Annotated in this window: 21 protein-coding genes; 13 read left to right on the plus strand and 8 right to left on the minus strand. The window is 72.5% G+C overall.

Annotated features, from left to right (window positions below):
• The first annotated feature begins 35 nt into the window (after positions 1-35).
• From ACPT94_RS12885 to ACPT94_RS12895, 3 genes are all read left to right on the plus strand, one after another.
• Positions 36-443 carry a RidA family protein gene (locus ACPT94_RS12885; RefSeq protein WP_425245868.1) on the plus strand — a complete coding sequence of 136 codons (408 nt, stop codon included), beginning with the start codon at positions 36-38 and terminating at the stop codon, positions 441-443.
• 71 nt (positions 444-514) lie between these two features.
• Positions 515-961, plus strand: a complete 447-nt coding sequence (locus ACPT94_RS12890; RefSeq protein WP_360334386.1) for a GNAT family N-acetyltransferase — start codon at positions 515-517, stop codon at positions 959-961.
• 160 nt (positions 962-1,121) lie between these two features.
• A complete protein-coding gene (locus ACPT94_RS12895) occupies positions 1,122-2,537 on the plus strand; it encodes a PAS domain-containing protein (RefSeq protein WP_360334389.1) in 1,416 nt (471 codons plus the stop codon).
• Between the two features lie 144 nt (positions 2,538-2,681).
• On the opposite strand, the gene ACPT94_RS12900 is transcribed toward ACPT94_RS12895, so the two are convergent.
• Entirely contained in the window at positions 2,682-3,437 is a 756-nt protein-coding gene (locus tag ACPT94_RS12900) for an SIS domain-containing protein (protein ID WP_360334392.1), read from the minus strand.
• 393 nt (positions 3,438-3,830) lie between these two features.
• On the opposite strand from ACPT94_RS12900, the gene ACPT94_RS12905 reads away from it, so the two are divergent.
• Positions 3,831-4,523, plus strand: a complete 693-nt coding sequence (locus ACPT94_RS12905; protein WP_067020955.1) for an iron-dependent transcriptional repressor DtxR — start codon at positions 3,831-3,833, stop codon at positions 4,521-4,523.
• Between the two features lie 740 nt (positions 4,524-5,263).
• Positions 5,264-6,214 (plus strand): alpha/beta fold hydrolase, encoded by a 951-nt coding sequence (locus ACPT94_RS12910; protein ID WP_425245869.1) that lies wholly within the window; start codon positions 5,264-5,266, stop codon positions 6,212-6,214.
• Positions 6,215-6,305: 91 nt separating this feature from the next.
• Here ACPT94_RS12910 and ACPT94_RS12915 read toward each other — a convergent pair whose 3' ends face one another.
• From ACPT94_RS12915 to ACPT94_RS12925, 3 genes are read right to left on the minus strand one after another with little or no spacing between them, the layout of a single operon-like run.
• Positions 6,306-7,895: a transporter gene (locus ACPT94_RS12915; protein ID WP_360334399.1), complete on the minus strand. Its 1,590-nt coding sequence runs from the start codon at positions 7,893-7,895 to the stop codon at positions 6,306-6,308.
• On the minus strand, positions 7,892-8,683 hold the full coding sequence (locus tag ACPT94_RS12920; RefSeq protein ID WP_360334402.1) for an ABC transporter ATP-binding protein: 792 nt from the start codon (positions 8,681-8,683) through the stop codon (positions 7,892-7,894). Before ACPT94_RS12920 ends, ACPT94_RS12915 begins: the two co-directional genes overlap by 4 nt.
• Before the next feature lie 57 nt (positions 8,684-8,740).
• The gene (locus ACPT94_RS12925) at positions 8,741-9,403 is read right to left on the minus strand and encodes a bifunctional DNA primase/polymerase (RefSeq protein ID WP_360334720.1); all 663 of its coding nucleotides are present in this window, start codon (positions 9,401-9,403) and stop codon (positions 8,741-8,743) included.
• 287 nt (positions 9,404-9,690) lie between these two features.
• Here ACPT94_RS12925 and ACPT94_RS12930 point away from each other — a divergent pair, with 287 nt between their 5' ends.
• On the plus strand, positions 9,691-11,076 hold the full coding sequence (locus ACPT94_RS12930) for an NsdA family TPR-like regulatory protein (protein WP_360334404.1): 1,386 nt from the start codon (positions 9,691-9,693) through the stop codon (positions 11,074-11,076).
• 202 nt (positions 11,077-11,278) lie between these two features.
• Positions 11,279-13,240 carry a hypothetical protein gene (locus ACPT94_RS12935; protein WP_425245870.1) on the plus strand — a complete coding sequence of 654 codons (1,962 nt, stop codon included), beginning with the start codon at positions 11,279-11,281 and terminating at the stop codon, positions 13,238-13,240.
• 205 nt (positions 13,241-13,445) lie between these two features.
• On the opposite strand, the gene ACPT94_RS12940 is transcribed toward ACPT94_RS12935, so the two are convergent.
• Complete coding sequence (locus tag ACPT94_RS12940; RefSeq protein ID WP_360334410.1) at positions 13,446-14,762, minus strand: ABC transporter substrate-binding protein; 1,317 nt, start codon at positions 14,760-14,762, stop codon at positions 13,446-13,448.
• A gap of 117 nt (positions 14,763-14,879) precedes the next feature.
• On the opposite strand from ACPT94_RS12940, the gene ACPT94_RS12945 reads away from it, so the two are divergent.
• Positions 14,880-15,383 (plus strand): SCO4402 family protein, encoded by a 504-nt coding sequence (locus ACPT94_RS12945; RefSeq protein ID WP_360334413.1) that lies wholly within the window; start codon positions 14,880-14,882, stop codon positions 15,381-15,383.
• Positions 15,384-15,558: 175 nt separating this feature from the next.
• Positions 15,559-16,443, plus strand: a complete 885-nt coding sequence (gene purU / locus ACPT94_RS12950) for a formyltetrahydrofolate deformylase (protein WP_360334416.1) — start codon at positions 15,559-15,561, stop codon at positions 16,441-16,443.
• Between the two features lie 72 nt (positions 16,444-16,515).
• Here purU and ACPT94_RS12955 read toward each other — a convergent pair whose 3' ends face one another.
• Together ACPT94_RS12955 and ACPT94_RS12960 are read right to left on the minus strand one after the other, a co-directional pair.
• Complete coding sequence (locus ACPT94_RS12955; RefSeq protein ID WP_360334419.1) at positions 16,516-17,892, minus strand: zf-HC2 domain-containing protein; 1,377 nt, start codon at positions 17,890-17,892, stop codon at positions 16,516-16,518.
• Positions 17,889-18,470, minus strand: coding sequence for a sigma-70 family RNA polymerase sigma factor (locus tag ACPT94_RS12960; RefSeq protein WP_425245871.1), 582 nt, complete (start codon positions 18,468-18,470; stop codon positions 17,889-17,891). The genes ACPT94_RS12955 and ACPT94_RS12960 overlap by 4 nt, the downstream gene beginning before the upstream one ends.
• Positions 18,471-18,829: 359 nt before the next feature.
• On the opposite strand from ACPT94_RS12960, the gene ACPT94_RS12965 reads away from it, so the two are divergent.
• Both ACPT94_RS12965 and ACPT94_RS12970 read left to right on the plus strand, forming a co-directional pair.
• A complete protein-coding gene (locus ACPT94_RS12965; protein WP_360334723.1) occupies positions 18,830-19,210 on the plus strand; it encodes an STAS domain-containing protein in 381 nt (126 codons plus the stop codon).
• Between the two features lie 263 nt (positions 19,211-19,473).
• Positions 19,474-19,986, plus strand: a complete 513-nt coding sequence (locus ACPT94_RS12970) for an EF-hand domain-containing protein (RefSeq protein ID WP_360334425.1) — start codon at positions 19,474-19,476, stop codon at positions 19,984-19,986.
• Between the two features lie 3 nt (positions 19,987-19,989).
• Here the strand turns inward: ACPT94_RS12970 and ACPT94_RS12975 are convergent, their stop codons facing one another.
• Positions 19,990-21,525 (minus strand): class I adenylate-forming enzyme family protein, encoded by a 1,536-nt coding sequence (locus ACPT94_RS12975; protein ID WP_360334428.1) that lies wholly within the window; start codon positions 21,523-21,525, stop codon positions 19,990-19,992.
• Positions 21,526-21,686: 161 nt separating this feature from the next.
• Between ACPT94_RS12975 and ACPT94_RS12980 the strand changes: the two genes are divergently transcribed.
• Both ACPT94_RS12980 and ACPT94_RS12985 read left to right on the plus strand, forming a co-directional pair.
• Positions 21,687-22,874, plus strand: coding sequence for an amidohydrolase family protein (locus tag ACPT94_RS12980; RefSeq protein WP_425245872.1), 1,188 nt, complete (start codon positions 21,687-21,689; stop codon positions 22,872-22,874).
• A complete protein-coding gene (locus ACPT94_RS12985) occupies positions 22,874-24,007 on the plus strand; it encodes an acyl-CoA dehydrogenase family protein (RefSeq protein ID WP_425245873.1) in 1,134 nt (377 codons plus the stop codon). Before ACPT94_RS12980 ends, ACPT94_RS12985 begins: the two co-directional genes overlap by 1 nt.
• The last annotated feature ends 6 nt before the right edge of the window (positions 24,008-24,013 follow it).

Below are 24,013 nucleotides of genomic sequence, written 5' to 3' on the forward strand. Positions count from 1 at the left end.
GGACGTATCTTCCCTGCTCACCTACCGTTCCGGCCATGACCGAGCGACGTGCCATCCTCAGCGGCTCCCTGTTCGAGGAGCGGATCGGCTACGCCCGGGCCGTCGTCGACGGTGACTGGGTGCATGTGCCGGGGACGACCGGCTACGACTACGCGACGATGACCATCTCGGACGATGTGGTCGAGCAGGCCGAGCAGTGTCTGCGGAACATCGGTGCCGCGCTCGCGGAGGCGGGCTGTGGGTTCCGGGACGTCGTACGGGTGCGCTATCTGCTGCCCGACCGGGACGACTTCGAGCCCTGCTGGCCGGTGCTGCGCCGCTGCTTCGGCGAGGTGCGGCCGGCAGCGACGATGATGGTGTGCGGGCTGGCCGACCCGCGGATGAGGATCGAGATCGAGGTGTACGCGCGCAGACCTGAGACACGGGCACCGCAGTCCCGTTGACGCGCGCGCAGGTGACCGGCGTGCTCCGCAATCCCGTTGACGCGAGAGCGGAGGCACGCTTGCCTGCTGCCGTGACTGATCTTCGTATTGAGCCCGCCGTCGGCGACCCCATGCTCGAACAGTGGCGGCACGTCCACAACACGATCGTGCCGCCGGCCGCGCTCTCCCTCGACGAGGTACGCGCGCGTGCGGCCCGTTACCACCTGGAGAACGCCTACGTCGGTGACGTCCTCGTCGGCTGCTCCACCGTGCGGCCACCGGAGGGCGAGGAGGCGGTGGCGACGGTCATCGCGCGCGTGCTGCCCGCGTACCGCCGCCGCGGCCACGGCGCCGCCCTGTACGAGCGCGGTCTCGCGCACGCGCGTGTGCTGGGCGCGCGGGCGGTCGAGACGTGCGTGCTGGCCGTCAACGAGGACGGCCTGCGGTTCGCCGAGGCGCGCGGCTTCGTGGAGACCGAGCGGTACGTGCTGGACGGCGAGAACGACCTCTGGGTCGACCTGCGGCTGGCCACCACGTGAGCCACTGCGTCCGCGCCACGGTGGCCCACTGCGTCCGCGCCACCGTGGCCCACCGCGTCCGTGGCGCAACGATTCCTCTGCAATCTTGCGGGAACCATATGTGGGCTGCGTCACGTTCGAGTTGAATAAGGGCAAGTGAGCGAACCTGCAGGGGGTCCAGGTGAGTGCTTCCCGGCGTAGTGGGACCACCGACGAGCTGGGTCCGGACGAGCCCGAGCGGGCCGGTCCGGTGGGCCCGGACGGCTCGGACCTGCTCGCCGCGCTGCTCGACGGGATGGACGCGGCCCTGTGCGCCTTCGACGCCGAGGGTGTCGTCACCCACTGGAACCGTGAGGCCGAGCGCATCCTCGGCTGGAGCGCCGGGGAAGCCGTCGGCCGGCGCGGCTTCGCCGGATGGGCGGTGCGTGAGGCGGACGCCGAGGAGGTCGAGGGCCGCCTGATGTCCGCCATGCACGCGCCGGGCCGGCAGGTGCACGAGTTCGCGCTGGTGACCAAGGACGGCGGCCGGGTCCTCGTGCGCACCCAGTCCGCCGCCGTCCGCGGCCCCGACGGCAGGCCCGCCGGCCTGTACTGCGCGTTCAGCGAGGTGCACGCCCAGATCGACCTGGAACGCTCCATCGCGCTGAGTGAGGCCCTGTTCGAGGACGCCTCCTGGGGCGTCGTCCTCGTCGACGCCGACCTGCGGCCCGCCGTCGTCAACGCGCACGCGGCCCGCGCGCTCGGCACGGGTCGTACGGCCGTCCTGGGCCGCCCGCTGGGCGAGCTGCTCACCCGGGGCGTCGAGGAGTTGGAGAACGCGCTGACGCACGTCCTCGCGGAGGGCGCCCCGCCGGCCCCCGCCGAGATGTGGGTCGGGGTGCGCACCCCGGAGGGCGAGAAGCGGCGCTGCTGGCGCAGCGGGTTCCTGCGGCTGGCCTCACCGCTGGCGGAGGAGCCGGTGCCGTTGGGCGTCGGCTGGCTCTTCCAGGACGTCACGGAGGCCAAGCAGGGCGAGCAGGAGGCCGCGCTGCTGCGCTTCCGCACCAACCAGCTGCACCGCGCCTCCCGGGCGGCGGCCGAGTGCGAGGACCCGGCCGAGGCGGCCACCGTCCACCTTGACTTCGCGCTGGCCGGCTTCGCCGACCACGCCCTGATCGACCGGGTGGCGGGTCCTCCGACGGCCGACGGGGAGACCACCGGACCGCCCCGGCTCGTACGGGTCGCGGCCACCCCGTCCGGCGGCCCCGGTCCCAGCGCCCTCACCGGCCACGCGGGCCTGCCCGTGCGCTACGGCGAGGGCCACCCGGCGCTGCAGTGCGTGGCCCGCGCCGGCTCCGTGCGCGCCTCGGCCGGCACGGCGGCCCCGGACCAGGCCCGTGAGTGGGCCCACGCCCGCCAGTGGCCCGAGGACACCGTCCACGCCCTCTGCGCGGTCCTCCGCAGCCGCGGCCGCACCCTGGGCGTCGTCACCTTCCTCCGCGGCGCGGCCCGCACCGCCTTCGAACGCTCCGACGCGACGTACGCCGAGGACGTCGCCGTCCGCATAGCCGCAGCGCTCGACCTGGCGGGACCGCCCGGGGGCGGCGGGGGCGCCTGACCCGACACCGTACGGGGGCGCCTCGCGAGGGCGGGAGGCCTCACGCGCGCGTGGCGGCTTCCCAGTGCATCGGCGGATCGGAGGCCCACCGGCTCGGGGCGGCCACCGCCTCAAGGCGGCCACCGCCTCAAGGCGGCCACCGACTCAGCGCCGGTAGAAGATCCGGTCCCCGTACTCCTCCATGATCCGCGCGTTCCACTCGTGTCCCCCGTCGACGTTGCCGGAGCGCAGCAGGGGCGGCTCGATGCCGCGGTCGGCGAGGGAGGCGGCGGCGGTGGCCATGACGGCCTGGAGGAGAGCCGTGGTGACGACGGTGGAGGCGGGGGCGAAGGGGGCTTGGACGGTGTCGAGGGTCAGTTCGGCGTCGCCGACGGCGATCTTGGAGTCGAGTACGACATCGCAGTGGTCCTTGAGGAACGTCCCCGAGGCGTGCCGGGACGTCGTCTGCGTCGTGTACGCGACCGACGTGACGCCGATGACCTTCACACCGAGGGCGCGGGCGCTGAGGGCCATCTCCACGGGCAGGGCGTTGCGGCCGGACAGGGAGATGATCACGAGGGCGTCGCCCGCGCGGACGGGGGAGGTGTCCAGGACGGCGGTGGCCAGGCCGTCCACGCGCTCCAGGGCGGAGCCGAGGGTGGCGGGCATGACGTCGACGCCGACGACGCCGGGTACGGCGAGCAGGTTCATCAGCGCCAGGCCGCCGGCCCGGTAGACGACGTCCTGGGCGGCCAGCGAGGAGTGGCCGGCGCCGAAGGCGAAGAGGCGGCCGCCGGAGGCCACGGTGTCGGCGAGCAGGATGCCCGCGGCCTTGATGGCCCCGGCCTCCTCGTCACGGACCCGGTGCAGCAGGCCGATCGCGGCGTCGAAGAACTGGGCGGCGGGCGTGCGGTCACTCATCCGAAGGGCCCCTTTGCCATGTCCGGTGTCCGTGTCACGTCTCCGTGTCCGTGTCGCGGATCACGGTGCGGTCTGGACCAGTCCGCTGTCAACACGGCTTCACATGGCCCGGTATGCGCCTCCTGCAGTCTCCGGCCACCTCCTGCAGCCCGGTCAGCCCTGTCAGCCCCGTGCAGCCCTTGCGACGGGTGCGGCACACCCTCGGCGGCGGACTCCCACGGCCGGCCCCCGGACCGCAGCACCCGTGATGCAGGAGACCACGGCCCCCGGTGCAACCGCCTCGTTCCCACGGCGCGGCACGCTTGTCAGTGGTATCCGGCAGAATTGAAGCCAGGGCCAGCGCACGCGTCGGAGAGCCGTCGAGCCTTCGGCACATCTCATCGAGGGGCATGTATGTCCGGACTGATCGACACCACGGAGATGTATCTCCGCACCATCCTCGAGCTGGAGGAGGAAGGTGTGGTCCCCATGCGCGCCCGGATCGCCGAGCGGCTCGACCAGAGCGGGCCGACGGTCAGCCAGACGGTGGCCCGCATGGAGCGCGACGGCCTGGTCTCCGTGGCCAGTGACCGGCACCTGGAGCTCACGGACGAGGGCCGTCGGCTGGCCACGCGCGTGATGCGCAAGCACCGCCTCGCCGAGTGTCTCCTCGTCGACGTGATCGGCCTGGAGTGGGAGCAGGTCCACGCCGAGGCCTGCCGCTGGGAGCACGTGATGAGCGAGGCCGTCGAGCGCCGTGTGCTCGAGCTGCTCCGGCACCCCACCGAGTCGCCGTACGGCAACCCCATCCCGGGCCTGGAGGAGCTGGGCGAGAAGGACGGCGCCGACCCCTTCCTGGACGAGGGCATGGTCTCGCTCGCCGACCTCGACCCGGGCCTGGAGGGCAAGACGGTCGTCGTACGCCGTATCGGTGAGCCGATCCAGACGGACGCGCAGCTGATGTACACGCTGCGCCGGGCGGGCGTGCAGCCCGGTTCGGTGGTGAGCGTGACCGAGTCGGCCGGCGGTGTGCTGGTCGGCAGCGGCGGCGAGGCGGCCGAGCTGGAGGCGGACGTCGCGTCCCACGTGTTCGTCGCCAAGCGCTGAGCCGGGCGCCGCTCGGGCACTGGGCCGAGAGCCGCGGCAGGCACGGGGCCGGGAGCTGCGGCAGGCACGGGCCGAGGAGCGGAGCCCGGCGCCGGGTCGGGCACTGGGCCGAGCCGGGCCCGGCGCCGAGCCGGGAGCCGAGTCCGGCGCTGGAGTCGAACGCCGGTCCGAGCCCTCGGTCAAACGTTGAGTGTTGTTCAACTCCTGGGACCCCTGGGGCGGTTGAGGCGACCCGTCGATGTCGTCGAATCGGGGATTCCCTGTGCCGAATCGCAGCGCTCCGGCGCTTCGCGTGCCACCCTGTCGCGTGAGGCATATGACCTGAGGGGGCGGGATGATGTGCCGCAGGCGAAAGGAGGGCCCCGGTGCCGTGTGGCACCGGGGCCTGTCCTCCCCTGTTCCGACCCGGAGCCCCGAGCTCTCAGGGTCGTTCCCCTCGGACCGGTTTCCCCGAGCGGTCCGCCTCCCGCTGAAGATCTCCCCTCAGCAGCGGCGATCATTCCTTGAGGGTGGTCACTCGAACGAGGGGTGTTGCTCGCCGAGACGAGCATTTTCGAATAGGCATTCGATAGCCTGCGTGTGACGGAGCCCGCGCGTGACGGTTCGCCCGGGGCGTGCGATGAGCGAAAGCAGTGGGCAGCACAGCACAGCGGAACGACGGCAGACACGACGCGTGACCGGACCGGCCGGCTCGAGCGGGAGCGAGGGGTCCGAGCGGAGCTAGGGGGGTGCCAGGACCTATGGCGCGACGCATCGACGTGACCGGGGCGGGCGGCGTACGCCTGGCGGCCTGGGAGTTCGGTGACCCGCCGAAGGGCGACCCGGCGGACAACGGGTCGGACGCCACGATTCCGTCCCAGTCGGCGGGGGAGGGGGCCACACGGAGCGACCCGGAGCACACCACCGGGATCCAGCCGGAGCGCACCACCGGCATCCTGTTACTGCACGGCCTGATGGGACGGGCCTCGCACTGGGCGTCCACCGCCCGCTGGCTCTCCGAACGGCATCGCGCGATCGCCCTCGACCAGCGCGGCCACGGCCAGAGCGACAAGCCTCCCCAGGCTGCCTTCACCCGCGAGGCGTACGTCGAGGACGCCGAGGCCGCCCTCGAACAGCTCGGCCTCGCCCCCGCCGTCCTCATCGGCCACGCCATGGGCGCCCTGACCGCCTGGCAGCTCGCCGCCAAGCGCCCCGACCTGATCTCCGGCGTGATCATCTGCGACATGCGGGCCTCCGCGCTCGGCGCGGCCTCCCAGCGCGAATGGGCCGACTGGTTCAAGTCCTGGCCCGTCCCCTTCGCCACCCTCGCCGACGTCCGCAAGTGGTTCGGCGAGGACGACCCCTGGGTGGAGCGCCCGAACCCGGCCCGCGGCGCGTTCTACGCCGAGGTCATGCACGAGTCCGCCGACGGCTGGCGCCCCGTCTTCGAACCCGAGCAGATGCTGAAGTCCCGCGAGACCTGGGTCTACGACGCCCACTGGGAGGAACTCGCCCAGGTCCAGTGCCCCACCCTGGTCGTCCGCGGCCTCGACGGCGAACTGGGCCGCGCCGAGGCCCAGGAGATGGTCCGTGTCCTCCCCCGCGGTGAGTATGCCGAGGTGGCCGACGCCGGCCACCTCGTCCACTACGACCAGCCGGAGGCTTGGCGGGCGGCGATCGAGCCGTTCCTGGACGGGGCGCTCACGTGGTGAGAGGCGTGCTCACGCAGTGAGAGCAGGGCGCCTTCCCAGCTGCGTGGCCGCGGCCCCTGACGGGGTGCAGTCACCCCACCAGAGGGTCCCGTCAGCCTTTGCTCACCGCCGTGAGGATCTCCGGGAGCCGCTCCGCTGTCCTCGGCGCCGCCAGCTGTAGGCCGAGCCAGGTGATCGCGGCCCCGTAGACCGCCCCGCCCGGCAGGAGCAGCCACGTCCAGCTCTCACCGCCCTCGCTGACGTTGAGCCAGATGGTCACCGCGATGACGGGAGCGCACAGCAGTGCGGCGGCGACCATGCCGCCGAAGATCGCGATCCAGGCCAGCCCCACCTGACCGGGCGCGACGTTCTTGTGCCCCTCCTGCGGGATGGAGTACGGAAAGCGGGCCGAGGTCCAGGCGCCCGTCGCCAGCATCGCGCCGAGCAGCGCGAAGGACAGGCCGAGCGCCTCCGGCAGCTTCGCCCAGTCGCCGAGCAGGGCCGTCGTCAGGACGGTCACCAGCATCGCGTACGGCAGGGTGATCGCCAGCAGGGCCAGGGCACGCGCGCGTAGCTCGACGTAGGCGTCCCGCCGGGAGGAGATCGTCATCGCGACCATCCAGAACGCGGACGTGTCCTGCCCGAACTGGTTGTACATCTGGATACCGAGCATCCCGGCCGCGAAGCAGGCGAAGTAGATCGAGCCGGTGCCCTGCCACGCGTTGAACACGGGCACGATCAATCCGATCGCCAGCGAGGTCACCCAGGCCGCCTTGGTCTTCGGATCGCGCCAGACATAGCGCAGGCTGCGTTCCATGACCGTGCCGGTGCGGCCGCCCGGCAGCAACCGCCGCAGCCCCGCAGAGGACCGCCGGTCCCGTGCGGCCGGCTCGGCGGCCTGAAGGGTGGAGCCGTCCGGCGCGGTCATCAGCCGCGTCAGCGTCCGCGCCCACAGCGCCACCAGCAGCGCGAGCGCCCCCGCGCTCACCACCAGGCGCGCGACGGCGACGCCGTACGCCCCGGCGCTCGCCGCGTCCACCGCGCCGATCGCGGACGCGGGCGGCACCCAGGCCAGCACCTCCGCCGCCGGATCGAGCTGCCCGAGCCCCGCCGAACCGACCCGCTGCGCCACGAAGTTGACGGCCTGCGCCCCGATCGCGATGACCAGCCCGCTCAGCACCGCCAGATCGCGCCCCTTACGGCTGGTCAGCAACCGGATGTTGGCGGCCGCGACGGCGCGCGCGAACGCCACGCACACCAGCAGCCCCAGCACGACACCGACCACGGCGACGCCGTACGCGAACGCCCCGTGCCCGACGGCGATCACCGACCCCACCAGCATCAGCACCGTGAACAGCGGTCCGATGCCCACCAGCGACGCCACCAGCAACGCCCGCACCAGCGGCCGGGGCCGCAGCGGCAGCATCACCAGCCGGGTCGGGTCCAGCGTCTCGTCCCCGCTGGGAAAGAACAGCGGCATCACGGCCCACCCCAGCCCCAGCACGGCGACCAGCGGCACCACCAGCGAAGCAGCGTGCTCATGCCCCCGCAGCGCGATCAGCCCCACCAACTGCAGCGCGGCGAACAACAACGTCGCGACTGCGGACGCCACATACGCGGCCCGCCGCCCCCCGGACTGCCGCAGCCCGTTCCGCAACAGCGACAGCTTCAGCCGTACGACGGTGGAGGTCAGGCCGGTCACCGGGCGCCGCCGCCCAGCCAGTCGAGATCGGAGCCGGCGTCACGCCCCCGCGCGCCGACGAGTTCGAGGAAGGCCTGCTGCAGCGAGGGAGCAGTTCCCCGCACCTCCTCGAGGGGCCCGTGGGCCCGGATCCGCCCCGCCGCCATCACCGCCACCCAGTCGCACAGCGACTCGACGAGCTCCATGACATGGGACGAGAAGACGACGGTCGCGCCCGAGGCCGTGTACCGCTCCAGCACCCCGCGAATGGTCTGCGCGGACACGGGATCCACACCCTCGAACGGCTCGTCGAGAAAGAGCACTTCGGGATTGTGCAGCAGCGCGGCCGCGAGCCCGATCTTCTTCCGCATGCCGGTGGAGTAGTCGACGACGAGCTTGTGCTGGGCGCCCGCCAGATCGAGGACGTCGAGCAACTGCGTGGCCCGCCTGTCGACCTCGGCCCCCGGCAGCCCCCGTAATCTCCCGCTGTACCCGAGCAGTTCACGCCCCGACAGCCGCTCGAACAGCCTCAGCCCCTCGGGGAGCACCCCGATCCGCGCCTTCACCTCGACCGGATCCCGCCACACGTCGTGCCCGACGACCTCCACGGCCCCCTGATCGGGCCGCAACAACCCGGTCACCATCGACAACGTGGTGGTCTTCCCGGCCCCGTTGGGCCCGACAAGCCCGATGAACTTCCCCGCGGGCAGATCGAGATCGATCCCGGCCACGGCGACCTGCTGCCCGAACCGCTTCCAGAGCCCACGCACTCGCACGGCGACGGCACTCGTGACTGCTTCCGAGGTCATGCATGAACCCTACGGCGGGAAAACGCGCCCCGAAGGGGCGCGGGGCGGAAGGCGCCGCTAGCGATCCCTGCCGCACGCGTAGGCGAGCGGCGAGATCAACTCCTCCGCGTCCGGCAGCCACCGATTGACGGGGGTCGGCCGACAGGCCCACTGCACAGCCCCACGGGACCCGAACCTCGTGGGCGGCGCGGCCACATACGCCCCCTCGCCCAACGCGACGAGATCGAGCGACCCCAGGGACCAGCCGAGCTTGCGGACCAGCTCCGGCACCTTCACGGACGCCCCCGGCAGCACGAAGAAGTGCATCCGACGGTCAGGCGTCAACGTCACCGGCCCGAGCGTCAACTCCATCCGCTCCATCCGCGCCAGCGCCAGGAACCCCGCCGTCTCCGGCACGGAGATCGCGTCGAACGTCCGCCCGGTGGGCAGCAGGATCGAGGCGGTCGGCTGCTTCTGCCACATCCGCCGCGCGACCGTCGCACTGCCCGTCGCCTGGGTCGCCCAGTCGGGGCGTGACGGATGCGCACCCGGCGCGACGCACGCAGCGTCGCCGCAGGAGCACCGCTGCACCCCCTCGACGGCTTCCAGCCAGGTGCCGGGGAAGACGTCCCAGTGGCGCTCCTCGGCGTAGCGAACAGCGGTCTCCAGCAGCGATTCCCCGCGCTGCTTCGGGATTTGGGTGGCTTCGGCGCCCGCGATGGTCTCTTCCACGATGAACACAACTCTGCGCGTCACCAGGGGTTACGCCCGCCCGTGTGCGCGGGGGAGGAGCATCGATTCCCCGTCCGGGGCGCATGGTTGCACGGTTGGGGGCGCGCGGGAGGAATGAGCGCGGGAGCGGGTAGTCACGCTTGGGGGTCGGCTTCCGCCTTTACCCCGGCAATCCTCGCATGCCTCGCATTCTCGTCGTGTCCGCGGGGCATTGATCTTCACGGCCGGATCTTTTCGGTGGAAGACACGTCAACTCGGTGCGCGGGAAGGCACCGCAGCCACAGGGGGTAGTGCCAATGGCCGCAAGGCCTCTCGTCGCGCGGCAGCCGAACGAACGGCTGCAGGCGCTCATTCAGGAAGCGGGATGCTCGAACGCCGGGCTCGCCCGCCGCGTCAACATGTGCGGCGCCGAACACGGCCTCGACCTGCGCTACGACAAGACGTCCGTGGCCCGCTGGCTGCGCGGACAGCAGCCGCGCGGACGCGCCCCGGCGATCATCGCCGAGGCACTGGGCCGCAAACTCGGCCGTACGGTCACGATCGACGAGATCGGCATGGCCAACGGCAAGAACCTCGCGTCAGGTGTCGGTCTCCAGTTCTCGCCGACGGTACTGGGGGCCATCGAGCAGGTCTGCGAGCTGTGGCGCAGTGACGTGGGCCGCCGGGACTTCCTTTCGGGATCGTCCGTGGCCGCCTCCGCGCTGGTCGAGCCGAGCCGTGACTGGCTGATCTCCTCGCCCGACGCGCAGGTGGCGCGCTCGGCGGGTCCCCGGGTGGGCCTGTCCGACGTGGCGGCCGTGAAGGCGATGACCCAGGCGCTGGTCGACCTGGACCACCAGTACGGCAGCGGGCATGTGCGTCCGGTCGTCGTGCACTACCTCAACAGCGTCGTCTCGGGCCTCCTCGCCGGCTCGTACCGGGAGGCGGTGGGGCGTGAACTCTTCGCGTCCGTGGCCCGCCTGACCGAGCTGGCGGGCTACATGGCCGTCGACACCGGACAGCCCGGCCTCGCCCAGCGCTACTACATCCAGGCGCTGCGCCTCGCCCAGGCGGCCGGCGACCGCGGGTACGGCGGGTACATCCTCGCCGCCTCCATGAGCCACCTCGCCGCCCAGCTCGGAAACCCGCGTGAGATCGCCCAGCTGGCGCGGGCGGCGCAGGAAGGGGCGCGGGGGCGCGTGACACCGCGTGCGGAGGCGATGTTCCACGCCGCCGAGGCGCGCGGACACGCGCTCATGGGCGACGTACGGGCGGCTCAGGTGGCGTCCGGGCAGGCGGTGGCGGCGCTGGAGGCGGCCGATCCGGCCTCCGGGGACGACCCGGCGTGGATCGCGCACTTCGACGAGGCCTACCTCGCCGACGAGTTGGCGCACTGTCACCGCGACCTGGGGCAGGCGGAGGCGGCGGCGCGCTGCGCGGAGGAGTCGCTGGCCGGGCATCCGCGGAGCCGGGCGCGGCGGCGGGCCATCGGTTATGTGCTGTTGGCCACGGCCCAGGTGCAGCAGCGCGAGGTGGAACAGGCCTGCGCCACCGGCATGAAGGCGGTCGAGTTGCTCGAGACGCTCCGCTCCAACCGGGGCGCGGAGTACCTCGAGGACCTCCAGCAGCGGCTGGAGCCGTTCCGCGAGGAGCCGGTGGTCAGGGAGTTCGGGGCGCGCCTGGATCTTCAGGCCGCCGCGTGAACGGACGGGGCGCCGGGGCGTGAACCGCCGGGAAACGGCCCGCCGTCGCGCCGGGCGTGACGGATACAGCGCACGGCGCTCCGGTTCCGTTACACGCCTCACTGGGAGGGAGATCACGACCTGAGCTGCGTAGCACGGGGTTCCGGGGACCCGGTAGCGTGAGCCGACGATTTCGAGAGGTCCCCCATTCGTAGGAGTCCCGGTGACGCAGAGTGGACAGGGCGAGGAGCCCTCGGCGCGGCCCGCGCGCGAAGGCATCGTGCTGCCCTCCGACGGCGGGGAGCCCCTGCTGCCGGGCACGACGAACAGCCCCTACGACAGCCCGCAGCAGTACGGGCAGCAGGCGCCGCAGGCGTCCGCGCCCGCCGGCGGGCAGACCTGGGGCCAGCCGTGGGGCCCCGACCAGCAGCAGCCGGGCCAGGGCTGGCCGCTCCCGGCGGACCAGCAGTGGGACACACCACAGCCGACGGCCCCCGACGCCTGGGGCGCCCCGTCCGGCCAGGGCGCGGGTCCACTGCCCCCCCAGGGCGCCCCGGCCCCGACCTACGGTCAGGGCACCCCCGCCGCCCCCCTGCCGCCGCCCGCCGACGAGGGGGCGACCCAGTACATACCGCCGGTCACGTCCGCCCCGGCAGCCGACGGCGCCACGCAGTACATCCCACCGGTCACGGGCTCCGCCGCAGTCGACGGCGCCACGCAGTACATCCCACCGGTCCCCTCCACCCCTGCGGACGACGGCGCCACCCAGTACATACCGCCCGTCTCCGCCGCTCCCGCGGACGAGGGCGCGACGCAGTACCTCCCCCCGGTCGGTCCGGGCGCCCTCCCGCCGGAAACCCCGTCGGAGTCGACCCACTACCTGGGCCGCACGCCTCAGAACGGGCCGGGCCCGATGCCCGGCGCGGGTGCCCCGCCGGGCGCCGGCGCGGGCTCCCACCCGGGCGCCGGCGCACACGCGGGCGCAGGCCCTCTGCCGGGCGCGGGCGCGAGCCCCTTTCCCGGCGCCGACGCGCACTCGGGCGCTGGTCCGCTTCCGGGCTCGGGCGCGCACACCGGCGCGGATTTCCACCCGGGCGCCGGGGCGCACGCGAGCGCGGGCCCGCTTCCGGGCACCCCCTCCCACCCGGGCGCAGGCCCCCTCCCCACCCCCGGCTCTCACCCCGGCCCCCTCCCCGGCGCCGCCAACCCCGACGCCGAGGCCACCCAGTACATCCCGCCGGTAACGGGACAGGGGCCGTACGGCGGGCCCGGCGGCGCCGGTGGGGACCGGCAGCCGCCCGCCGGATTCGAGAACCTCTTCCGGGACGGGCCGGGGGGTGACGGACCGGCCGGGTCCACACAGCAGCTGCCGCGGTTCTCGGAGCCGGAGGGCGTCGGGCACGGCGGTTACGGGACCGGGCCGGGACACCCCGGTGGGCAGCCCTCCTACGCCCCGCCCGGCGCGGGCAGACGTGGCGTGCGGGACGACGATCACGGGCGTGGCCGATGGGGGTCCCCCCGCTCGAGCGAAGCCGAGAGTGGGGGAGGTCGTACCGGATCGCGCGTGCCGTTGTTCGCGGCGCTCGGCGTGGGGCTCGCCGTCGTCGGGATCGGCGCGGGGGCGATGCTCGCCGGCGGAGGCGGTGGTGACGACGCCGGCGACAACAAGACCGTCGCCGCGTCCGCCCCCGCGACGCAGGGTTCCGCCTCGGCGTCCGCCGATCCGGCCGAGCAGCAGGCGATCGCGCTGGACAAGCTGCTCGCGGACAGCGGCAGCAGCCGGGCCAGTGTGATCAGCGCGGTGGCCGATGTGAAGGCGTGCAACAACCTCGCGCAGGCCGCCTCGGACCTGCGGGACGCGGCGAAGCAGCGCAACGAGCTGGTGACCAAGCTGTCCGGGCTGGCCGTCGACCGGCTCCCCGACCACGAGGCGCTGACCACCGCTCTGACGAAGGCGTGGCAGGCGTCCGCGTCCGCCGACAACCACTACGCGGCCTGGGCCGACCAGGTCGCCGGCGGCAAGAAGCAGAGCTGCAAGAAGGGCACCGCCCGCACCACACCGCAGACGCAGGCCGGCAACCGTGAGAGCGGCACCGCCAGCATCCAGAAGGCGCAGGCCGCGAAGCTGTGGAACGAGATCGCGAAGAAGTACGGCCTGACCCAGCGGCAGCCGACCCAGCTGTAGGCCCGGTCCAGCTGTAGGCCCTACCCCAGCTGTAGGTCCGGTCCTGCTCCGGGACCCGCCCTGCTCCGGGACCCGCCCTGCTCCGGGACCCGCCCTGCTCCGGGACCCGCCCTGCTGGAGGTCCGGCCCTGTTGGAGGTCCAGCCTGCTCGTAGGACCGCCGCCCGCTGTAGGCCCCCGTAAGCCCGGGGCGGGCCCGGACCGGTTCAGTCGACGTCCGCGTTCTCCAGTGTCTTCGTCACGTCGACGAAGCCCTTCTTGGCGGCGACGAGCAGGCCCTTCTTCACGGTCTGCAGGGTCACGTCGGCGTTGACCAGGCGCGGGAAGCCGATGGCGGCGAGCTTGTCGGTGAACTCCCAGCGCAGGGTCGGCGTGAGCCCGCCCGTGCTGATCTTCAGCCCGTCGTCCAGCGCGCCCCGTACGGTGCCGGCGGTCACCTCGCCGTTCCCCAGCGACTCCACGGCCTGCCGGAACACGTTGTACGCGATCCAGGTGGTCTGCACCCCGGTGTCCGCGGGGTCGATCCGGGTGTCGGAGAACGCCTGCTCGCTGATGACCTTCTTCATCGCGTTCCAGCGCGAGTCGCTCGCCACCGGGTACCAGCCGGTGACGTACGCACCCTCATAGGGGCTGGACGCGCCGCCGGTGGAGTTGATGACCGTCTGGTCGACGCTGCCGAGGACGGTGGCGGTCCTGACGGAGGTGTAGTCGGAGCGGGTGCGGCGGAAGGAGTCCATGAAGGTGCTGGTGCGGTCGCCGAGCGCCGGGACCACGCAGCCCTTCTCGCGTGGGTCGGCGGTGGCCTCGTCCAGGGCCGTCTGGGCCTGCGCCGAGTACTCGGTGGCGTCCTCGGCCGCCCGCTGGTCGTTGGCGGTCTTGTGGCCGCCCGCGGTGAGCCCGGCGTTGAGCATGGGGGGCAGCGCGTCGCCCGCGATGGTGTCGGGGCGGACGAGGGTGACGGGACCGCAGGCCGCGGCGAGCTCCTTGCCGAGGCCGGCCAGCAGCGCGGGCTGACCGCCGTTGACGGGGTAGGACAGCGGGCTGGTGAACTCGGCGTTGGTGACGCCGTAGCCGCCGATGTAGGGGATGCCGGCGCCTTCCAGCTGCGGGAGGAAGGACTCGGAGTGCTGGCTGTAGGAGCCGACGACGGCGACCGCGTCCTCCTTGACCGCGCGCCGGGCGCACTTCGCGGCGGATACGGTGTCGTTGTGGTCGTTGCAGGTCAGCACGGTCAGCTTGCGGCCGTTGAGGCCGCCGTTGGCGTTGACCCAGCGGGCGTAGGCGCGGGCGAAGGCGGGCATGCCGGGCTTGTTCGTCGCGGCCGTGCCCTCGGGGGCCCAGGTCATGACGACGATCGGATCGTCCCCGGCATCCCCCGTGGTGCCGGGGACGACTCCGCAGCCGACGGCGAGCGACGCGCAGGCCAGCAGGGCTCCCGCCGACAGGGCGGTTGCTCTGATGGACCTGGGGAAGCGGGTGGACCTGGGGAGGAAGGTTCCTCGCGTGCGTCGCCTGCCGGTCATGAACACGCACCATTCCGCCACATCGCTAACCCGTGAGTGATACTCGGTCAACGAAAGGTGACGCAGAGGTGAATAGCAGGGGCCTGTGAGGCTCGCGTGACCGAGAACGTACGATCGATGACCGTGCAACAAGGTTCGGAGAACTCTTCCCGTCGCGGCCGTCGCTCCTCCACCATGGGCGGCATGCCACTCAACGACATGCCGTGGTGGCGCTGGCGCAGCAATGTGCGCTCCGCGCTGCACATGCTCTCCGACCCTGTGTTCCAGCGTGACGTCTGGCTGGCCGGCGTCGACGGGTACGGGGACGTCACCGACGCCGTGTACCGCCTGGTCGAGGACACCTGGCTGGACAACTGGTCCGCCGAGAAGTACGTCGGCACGATCTTCCGGGACTCGCAGGAGGCGGCCCTCGTCGACACCGCCGTGCTGCGTGTGCTGCGGATCATGCACCAGGTCGGGCCGGACGCGCCGGTCTCCGCGTACGTGGACCACCCCGGCTGGCCGGAGGCGGTCCGGGCGGCGCGTGACGCGCACGTCCGCATGGCCGCGGCCGACGGGGAGGACCCGGACGCGCCGCCGCGCACGCTCGAGGTGCTGCGGATCCTGACGAGGTCCGCGTAGGCCCGATCCGTGTAGGCCCGGTCCGTGTAAGCCCGGTCCGTGTAGGCCCGGTCCGTGTAGGCCCGGTCCACGTCGGTCCGGTCGGCGCAGTCCGGTTTGCCCGGTCCGGTCCGCACCGGTCCGGCCTGCGGACGGTGTTCCGCCGGGCCCGGGCCGTCATGAGACCCTGTCCCGCATGAGTGAGCAGTCCACCCGAGCCGCGGCGGCCCCCGCCGACCAGTACGTCCTCATCCTGTCCTGCCCCGACAAGCAGGGCATCGTGCACGCCGTGTCGAGCTACCTCTTCATGACCGGCTGCAACATCGAGGACAGTCAGCAGTTCGGCGACCACGACACGGGACTGTTCTTCATGCGTGTCCACTTCTCGGCGGAGGCGCCGGTGACCGTGGACAAGCTGCGGGCGAGCTTCGCGGCCATCGGTGACTCCTTCCACATGGACTGGCAGATCCACCGGGCCGACGAGAGGATGCGGATCGTCCTCATGGTCAGCAAGTTCGGCCACTGCCTGAACGACCTGCTGTTCCGCGCCCGGATCGGCGCGCTGCCGGTGGAGATCGCGGCGGTGGTGTCCAACCACACCGACTTCGCCGAGCTCGTGGGCTCCTACGACATTCCCTTCCACCACATCCCGGTGACGAAGGACACCAAGTCGGAGGCCGAGGCGCGGCTGCTGGAGATCGTCCGCGGGGAGAACGTCGAACTGGTCGTCCTCGCCCGGTACATGCAGGTCCTCTCCGACGACCTGTGCAAGCAGCTCAGCGGGCGGATCATCAACATCCACCACTCGTTCCTGCCCAGCTTCAAGGGGGCGAAGCCGTACCACCAGGCTCACGCCCGGGGTGTGAAGCTGATCGGGGCGACCGCGCACTATGTGACCGCCGACCTCGACGAGGGCCCGATCATCGAGCAGGAGGTCGAGCGGGTGGGTCACGACGTCACCCCGGACCAGCTGGTCGCCATCGGACGGGACGTGGAGTGCCAGGCGCTGGCCCGGGCCGTGAAGTGGCATGCCGAGCGGCGGATCCTGCTGAACGGGCGGCGGACGGTGGTGTTCGCCTAGCCCGTCGCCTAGCCCGTCGCCAAGCTGCGGGGCGGGGGCTGCGGGGCGGGGGCTGCGGTTTGGAGGGCTGGTCTACATGCGGCTCAACGACGCCGCTGCGAACAGCACGTCCCTGATCGCGGTCTTGTCCCCCACCTGGCCCGCCGCCGCCTCCTCCGGCGACACATGACCCGCCGCCAGCCTGCAGAACTCCACGTCGTCCAGGGCGACGTGGGCCACCTGGTGGTCGGCTGAGCCCACCGCTCCCGGTGAGTCGAGCGGGATGAGCCAGTCGCCGCCGCCCCGCCCCTCGATCTCCAGCCGCAGGCTGCGGCCGGGCTGCCCGGCGGTCACGAGGTGACGGGTGGCCGCCGGGGAGGCGAGGCCCGCGCGGCGGCGTTCGGCGAGGGCGCCGGGGAGCATACGGGCGGCGAGGTCGATCATGTCGTGGAGGTGGCGCGGCGCGGGCGCCGCGTAGGGGTAGTCGACCGCCTCCGCGATGTCCTCGGCGTGCACCCAGCACGCGAAGGCGCGGTCGACCAGCGCGTCCCGCAGCGGCAGCTCGAAGTCGCCGTACGACACCGGACGGGTGCCGGGGCCGCCGCCACGTCCGGTCGCGCCGGCGGGGGAGGCGCTTCCGTCGGTGAAGGAGACCGTGCGGACGAGGGTGTGGCTCTGCTCCCGCCACGGTCCCCGCACGGAGCGCGTCGGCGGGAAGTGCGAGGCCTCCCAGAAGGCCTCGGTCCGCTCGGCGGGCGTTCCGGCCGGTTTGGCGCCGGTCAGCGGGTCGTCGAGGCCCAGGGCGAGGGCGACCAGCCCGTCCACCGCGAGCAGATGGGCGATGACCCCGGCGACGGTCGTGCGGCGGCTCGTCGGGCCCTCGCCGTGGAACCAGCGCAGCCGTACGGGGGCGTGCCACTCGGCGTCCCCGAAGTCCTGGAGCAGGGCGTCCAGGCGGGCGGTCTCGGCGTCGTACGGCGCCGCCCAGTGGGGGACCGGGATGCGGGGCGGGCGCCGGTCCAGGCAGCCGTCCAGGACGCGGGTGCGCAGGCCGGGGTCGAGGTCGAGGCTCTCGGGCCGCTGGAGCAGGCCGACGGCCTCGCGCAGCCGCCGTGCCTCGTCGGCGCAGGAGCCGCAGGTGCCGAGATGCTCCTCGACGGCCGCGGTCTCCTCGGCCGAGCAGGCCGCCAGCGCCCACGCGCCCAGCAGGGACTTGAGCACCGGATGCGCCAGGTGCGGGCGCGTGCGGCCGGTGAGGTCGGGCAGCGGCAGGTCGCCGTCCTCGACGGAGGCGCGGGGGAGGGGGATGCGGGGCGCTTCGCCGGGGTCGGGGCCGGGCGCCGGGGTCGGGGACGCGTGCGTGCCGTCGCCGTCGCCGTCACGGGGGCTTTTGGGGCCGTTCTTCGCCTCGTCGCCCTGGTCGTCCCCGGAGGGTCCGTCGTACGCCTCGAAGGGCTCGCCGCCGCTCATGCCGCACCTCCGTGGCCGGGCGGTGCGCCGGGGGCGGCGGTGTCGTGGGCCGTGGACAGGAGTTGGAGGCCGAGGCGGAGGCGGCGGCGGGCCTCGTCCTCGGTGACGCCGAGGTCGGCGGCGGTCTGGCGGTAGTCGCGGCGCTGGAAGTAGGCGAGTTCCAGGGCGGCGCGCAGGGGGGTGGGCATGGACTGGACGATGTAGTCGGCGCGGGCGGCGACGGAGGCGTGGCGGACCTTGCTCTCCAGTTCCTCGGTGGTGCCGGGTCCGCCGCGGGCGAGGGCGGCGGTCTCGGTGGCGCGCAGCCGCTGCACGGCGAGGCGGTGGGTCAGGGTGGCGACCCAGGTGCGCAGGGGGCCCTGCTTGGGGTCGTAGGCGTCGGGGTGTTCCCAGACGTGGGCGAAGACCTCGCGGGTGATGCCGTCGGCGGCACGTTCGTCTTCGAGCACGCGATGGGCAAGTCCGTGCACAAGCGAAGCGAACCGGTCATAGAGCTCGCCGAGGGCGGCCGCCTCCCCGCGCGTGAGCCGCTGCTGCATCCTGAGGTCCCAGCGGGGCGGTGCGTCCTTCTTCGCCATGCTGCCCCCTCGCCGTGTGCGTGTCTGCGTTCAGCCTGCGTCCACCGTCACCTCGAATGTAGTCGGCACGTCCGGCGACGCACGCCCCTTTGGTGCAATGTGCGCCCCCTGTCGGGCGGGAGGTGGTAAGGGACCCTTCGGGGGTCGTGCCTACCTGTGCCCACCCGACCTGTGCAAGATCAGATTCGATCGCTTCGGATCAGAAGAGCATAAAGACAGATCGAACAGGACTGAAACCGACTGAAACAAGCCTGTTTCCCAAGCCTTCAGATTTATGCTCGGCGTTTCGGGGAACGGCCGCTGGGCAGCCGCGCTGCGAGGAAGCGAAGGGACAGCTTCCGTTCCGGCGAATGAAGGGCGTGGTGGTGGCGTTCAAAGTGACCGGCGGCGAGCGGAGCGGATGGGCCGTGCTCCATGTGTCGGGCGAGCTGGACCTGGTGACGTCGCCGGTGCTGCGTCAGCGGATCCACGACGAGGTGGCCGAGGGCCGCCACAGTCTCGTCCTCGACCTCTCCGAGGTGCGTTTCTGTGACTCCAGCGGCGTCGGCGTCCTCATCGCCGCCCGCCGCCTCATCCGCTCCTGCCGGGGCCGCCTGCGCCTGATCCTCCCGGCGCGCGGCGCGGTCGAGGACTCCCACGTCAACCGCGTCCTCGGCGCGCTGGGCGTCCGCCGGCTCTTCGACGTGTACGCGGACGTCACGGACGCCGTGGACGACGGAACCGAGCCGCTGTCGGCTTAGGGCCTGTCGTTTGGACCATGCCGCAGACGCGGCACTGACGAGCCACCGTCGATCCCCTGCGACCTGATCCCAACGACAGGCCCTGGCTCGAATTCCGACCCGGGGCCGCGAACGGCTCTCGCACTGGCACTCGGCCACACGTCTGTCCCGGAATTCCCCCGGTCTTGGCACAACGGTCACCTTCCCGCTGACCGAGCGTCGCCGGCGTCGTACGCTCCCTGCCGGAAGCACCCCACGCGACGAGTAAGGCGGCCCGAGAAGACATGGTCAGCAGCGAGTACGAGCGCAGGATCGCCGGCCGGTTCGCCATCTTCGACCAGGACGGCAACGGCTCCATCGACCGCGAGGACTTCGGCGCCGCCGCCAAGGCGCTGCTCGCCGAGTTCGGCACTCCGGCGCGGTCGGACAAGGGCCAGGCCCTGTACGCGGGCGCGGAGGCGTTCTGGCAGGGCATGGCGGGGATCGCCGACCGGGACGGCGACCAGCGCATCTCCCGGGACGAGTTCGTGAACGGCGCGGTCAAGCGGCTGCGCGACAACCCGGACCGGTTCGCCGAGATCGCCCGCCCCTTCCTGCACGCCGCCCTGGACGTCGCCGACACCGACGGCGACGGCCGCGCCACCGTCGAGGACACCGTGCGCGTGCTCGGATGCCTGGGTGTGCCCGAGGACGTGGCCGGTACGGCCGTCCGCGCCCTCGATGCCGACGGGGACGGCAAGGTCGGCGAGGCGGAGATCGTCCCCGCGTTCGCCCGCTACTTCACCGTCCCCGAGTAGCCGTCACCCGCCCGTCCCCGAGGCGCTTCTCGTCCCCGAGTACCGCTCCCGCAGCTTGTACTTCAGCACCTTCCGCAGCGTCTCGTTGCGCGGAAGGGCGTCCACGACCTCCAGCTGTTCCGGCAGCTTGTGCGGCGACAGCCCTTCCGCGCGCAGATACGAGGTCACCGCGTCCAGCGTCAGTTCCATGGCGCCCGGCGGCCGTTCGGCCGGCTCGACCACGGCGCACACCCGCTCCCCGCGCTCGGGGTCCGGCAGCCCGATCACCGCCACGTCGCCCACCGCCGGATGCGTGTGCAGCAGGTCCTCGATCTCCTTCGCCGACACGTTCTCGCCCTTGCGGATGATCACGTCCTTCAGCCGCCCGGTGAGCACCAGATGGCCGCCGTCCGTCACATGCCCCAGGTCACCGGTGCGCAGGAACCCGTCCTCGTCGAAGGCCTCCGCCGTCTGCGCCGGGTCCAGGTAGCCCTGGCAGACCGCCTCCCCGCGCAGCCGCACCTCCCCGTCCACGATCCGTATCTCCATCCCCTCCGGCGGCCGCCCCTCCGTCGTCGCCAGGTTCTCCGCCGTGTCGTCCGGCGAGCCCATGGTGATCATCGGTACCTCGGTCATCCCGTACCCGTGGGTGAGCTGCACCCCCATCTCGCGGACCACGGCGTGGTACAGCTCCGGCGGCTTGGGCGCCCCGCCGCCGGCGAGCAGCCTGAGGCTCGGAATCACCGGGGAGCCGGGCTGCCTGCGCTGCTCGGCGAGGAACATCGAGTAGAACGCCGTGGATCCGCCCGCCACCGTGACCCCGTGGCGGCGGTACTCCGTCAGCGCGTCCGGCAGCGCGAACTGCTCGAACATCACCGCCGGGAAGCCGTACAGCAGCAGCATCACCGTGTAGTCGGGGCCGGCGATGTGGGCGTAGGGGAAGGCCATCGAGCCGACGTCGTCCTGCGACAGGCGCAGCGCGTGGGCCAGGCAGGAGCCGCCCGCGATCAGTGAGCGGTCGGAGTGCAGGACGCCCTTGGGGTCGGAGGTGGTGCCCGAGGTCCAGTAGATCCAGCGGACGCCGGTGCCGTCGGCGGGCGGGGCGGGCAGGACGGACGGGTCGCCGGCCGGGAGGTCGTCGTACGCCTCGAAGACGCCCTTCGCGCCGAGCCGATGGGCCATCTCGCCGTGGTCGAAGCCTCGCCAGACGCCCGGTACGGCGAAGAACTCCGCCTTGGACTCGCGCAGGGCGAAGCCGACCTCGCGGTCGCGGTAGAAGGGGATGACGGGGCTCTGGACGGCGCCCAGGCGGGCCAGCGCGAAGGTGAGGACGGCCGTCTCCAGGCGGGTGGGGAGCTGCCAGGCGACGACGGTGCCGGGGCGTACGCCCATGTCGTACAGGCCGGCCGCGGTGCGCTCGGCCCGCTCGCGCAGTCCGCCGAAGGTCAGGACGCGGTCCCCCTGGAGGAGGACCGGGCGGTCGGGGGTGAGGGCGGCGCGGCGGGCGAGCAGGTCCCAGAGGGTGCGGGACGCGCTCAGGGCGTGGGCGGTGTCGGTCACGGCGACCCCCTTGAGAGCTGACGGACAGTCAGATAGTGGGCAGAGCGTAGGGCTGGGCGCCTTGTCGGTCCAGGGGTCGCGGACTAGCCTGCAGGACAGAGCAAATCTGACGGACCATCAGATACGGCCGTCGCAGAGGCGTCCGCCAGGCGGAGGGGACCATGACCGAACTGCCCCGCATCATCAGCGTCGACGACCACGTCATCGAGCCCGCGCACCTCTTCGAGACCTGGCTGCCGCGGAAGTACCGCGACCGCGGCCCGCAGCCGCTCACCGCCGGGATCGGCGAGCTGGCCTACGTCGGCGGCAAGTACCAGATCACGATGGACCCGGACGGCCAGCCCACCGACTGGTGGATCTACGAGGACCTGAAGTTCCCGTACAAGCGCAACATCGCCGCCGTCGGCTTCGACCGGGACGAGATGACCCTGGAGGGCATCACGCGCGCGCAGATGCGGCGCGGCTGCTGGGACCCGACGGCGCGCCTGGCGGACATGGACCTCAACCACGTCGAGGCCAGCCTCTGCTTCCCGACCTTCCCCCGCTTCTGCGGGCAGACCTTCGCCGAGGCCCACGACAAGGAGGTCGCGCTGGCCTGTGTGCGCGCCTACAACGACTGGATGGTCGAGGAGTGGTGCGGGGACAGCGGCGGGCGGCTCATCCCGCTGTGCCTGATCCCGCTGTGGGACATCGATCTCGCGGTCGCCGAGATCCGGCGCAACGCGGCCCGCGGGGTGCGCGCGGTGACCTTCTCCGAGATCCCCACGCACCTGGGCCTGCCGTCCATCCACTCCGGCTACTGGGACCCGTTCTTCGCGGTCTGCCAGGAGACCGGGACGGTCGTCAACATGCACATCGGCAGCAGCTCGCAGATGCCGGCCGCCTCGCCCGACGCCCCGCCCGCCGTCCAGGCGTCGCTCAGCTTCAACAACGCCATGGCCTCGATGATGGACTTCCTCTTCAGCGGCGTCCTGGTCAGGTTCCCGACCCTGAAACTCGCCTACTCCGAGGGCCAGATGGGCTGGATCCCCTACGCCCTGGAACGCGCCGACGACGTCTGGGAGGAGCACCGCGCCTGGGGCGGGGTCCGCGACCTGATCCCCGAGCCGCCGTCGACGTACTACTACCGGCAGATCTTCTGCTGCTTCTTCCGCGACAAGCACGGAGTGGCGTCCCTGGACGTCGTCGGCCGCGACAACGCCACCTTCGAGACCGACTACCCGCACGTCGACTCGACCTTCCCGCACACCAAGGAGGTCGCCCTCGACCATGTCAAGGGCCTCGACGACGAGACCGTCCACAAACTGATGCGGGGCAACGCCATCCGCATGCTCGGCCTCGACCTCTGATGGACCTCTCGGACAGCCCGCGGGACGCCGAGTTCCGGGCCCGCCTGAAGGAGTGGCTGGCCAAGGCGCTCCCCACACTCCCGCCGAAGCCGCCCCCCGACGACTGGCCCGCCCGCAGGGCCCACGACCTCGGCTGGCAGCGCATGCTGTACGACGCCGGGTACGCGCAGGTGCACTGGGACGCGTCCCCGACCGTACGGCTGATCTTCCTGGAGGAGACGGAGCGGGCGGGCGCGCCCTACGTGGGCGCCAACTTCGTCGGGCTGCTGCACGCAGGGCCGACGATCGCCGCCGAGGGGACGCCCGAGCAGCGCGCCCGCTGGCTGCCGCCGATCCTGCGCGGCGAGGAGGTCTGGTGCCAGGGCTTCAGCGAACCGGGCGCCGGCTCCGACCTCGCGGCGCTGCGCACGCGCGCGTGGCGCGACGGCGACCACTATGTGGTGAGCGGCTCCAAGATCTGGACCTCGCACGCCGAAGTCGCCGACTGGTGCGAGCTGTTGGTGCGCACGGACGCGCGGGCCCCCCGGCACCGGGGCATCACCTGGCTCGCCATGCCGATGGACGCGCCCGGCGTCACCGTGCGGCCGCTGCGGACGCTCGCCGGGTCCGCCGAGTTCGCCGAGGTGTTCCTCGACGAGGTGCGGGTGCCCGTCGCCAACCGGGTCGGCGAGGAGAACGACGGCTGGCGGGTGACGATGGTGACCCTGTCCTTCGAGCGCGGCACGGCCTTCGTGGGCGAGGTGGTCGCCTGCCGGCGCGTCCTCGCCGAACTCGCCCGTGAGGCACGCGGGAACGGCCGCTGGGACGATCCGGTCCTGCGGCGCCGCCTGGCCCGGCTGAACGCCGAGTTCCGGGCGCTGTGGCGGCTCACCCAGTGGAACGTGAGCGAGGCGGAGGCCTCCGGCGGGGTGCCCGGCGCCGGGGGTTCGGTTTTCAAACTGAGGTACTCGCACCTGCGTCAGGAGCTGTACGACACCGCCGCCGACGTCCTGGGCGACGGCGCCCTGGACCTCGACCGGCCCTGGGTGCTCGACCGGTTGTCGTCGCTGTCGTACACCATCGCCGCCGGGACCTCGCAGATCCAGCGGAACATCGTGGGCGAGCGGATCCTGGGGCTGCCGAAGGGGCGGTGAACGCGT

The organism is Streptomyces aurantiaciflavus (genome assembly GCF_049808595.1).
GTDB lineage: Bacteria > Actinomycetota > Actinomycetes > Streptomycetales > Streptomycetaceae > Streptomyces.

Coding starts and splice junctions, on each gene's coding strand:
- ACPT94_RS12945 (WP_360334413.1), top strand. CDS start 14,880: ATGACCGTGCAACAAGGTTCGGAGAACTCTTCCCGTCGCGGCCGTCGC.
- ACPT94_RS12970 (WP_360334425.1), top strand. CDS start 19,474: ATGGTCAGCAGCGAGTACGAGCGCAGGATCGCCGGCCGGTTCGCCATC.
- ACPT94_RS12885 (WP_425245868.1), top strand. CDS start 36: ATGACCGAGCGACGTGCCATCCTCAGCGGCTCCCTGTTCGAGGAGCGG.
- ACPT94_RS12905 (WP_067020955.1), top strand. CDS start 3,831: ATGTCCGGACTGATCGACACCACGGAGATGTATCTCCGCACCATCCTC.
- ACPT94_RS12980 (WP_425245872.1), top strand. CDS start 21,687: ATGACCGAACTGCCCCGCATCATCAGCGTCGACGACCACGTCATCGAG.
- ACPT94_RS12930 (WP_360334404.1), top strand. CDS start 9,691: ATGGCCGCAAGGCCTCTCGTCGCGCGGCAGCCGAACGAACGGCTGCAG.
- ACPT94_RS12955 (WP_360334419.1), bottom strand. CDS start 17,892: ATGAGCGGCGGCGAGCCCTTCGAGGCGTACGACGGACCCTCCGGGGAC.
- purU (WP_360334416.1), top strand. CDS start 15,559: ATGAGTGAGCAGTCCACCCGAGCCGCGGCGGCCCCCGCCGACCAGTAC.
- ACPT94_RS12900 (WP_360334392.1), bottom strand. CDS start 3,437: ATGAGTGACCGCACGCCCGCCGCCCAGTTCTTCGACGCCGCGATCGGC.
- ACPT94_RS12920 (WP_360334402.1), bottom strand. CDS start 8,683: ATGACCTCGGAAGCAGTCACGAGTGCCGTCGCCGTGCGAGTGCGTGGG.
- ACPT94_RS12985 (WP_425245873.1), top strand. CDS start 22,874: ATGGACCTCTCGGACAGCCCGCGGGACGCCGAGTTCCGGGCCCGCCTG.
- ACPT94_RS12960 (WP_425245871.1), bottom strand. CDS start 18,470: ATGGCGAAGAAGGACGCACCGCCCCGCTGGGACCTCAGGATGCAGCAG.
- ACPT94_RS12940 (WP_360334410.1), bottom strand. CDS start 14,762: ATGACCGGCAGGCGACGCACGCGAGGAACCTTCCTCCCCAGGTCCACC.
- ACPT94_RS12910 (WP_425245869.1), top strand. CDS start 5,264: ATGGCGCGACGCATCGACGTGACCGGGGCGGGCGGCGTACGCCTGGCG.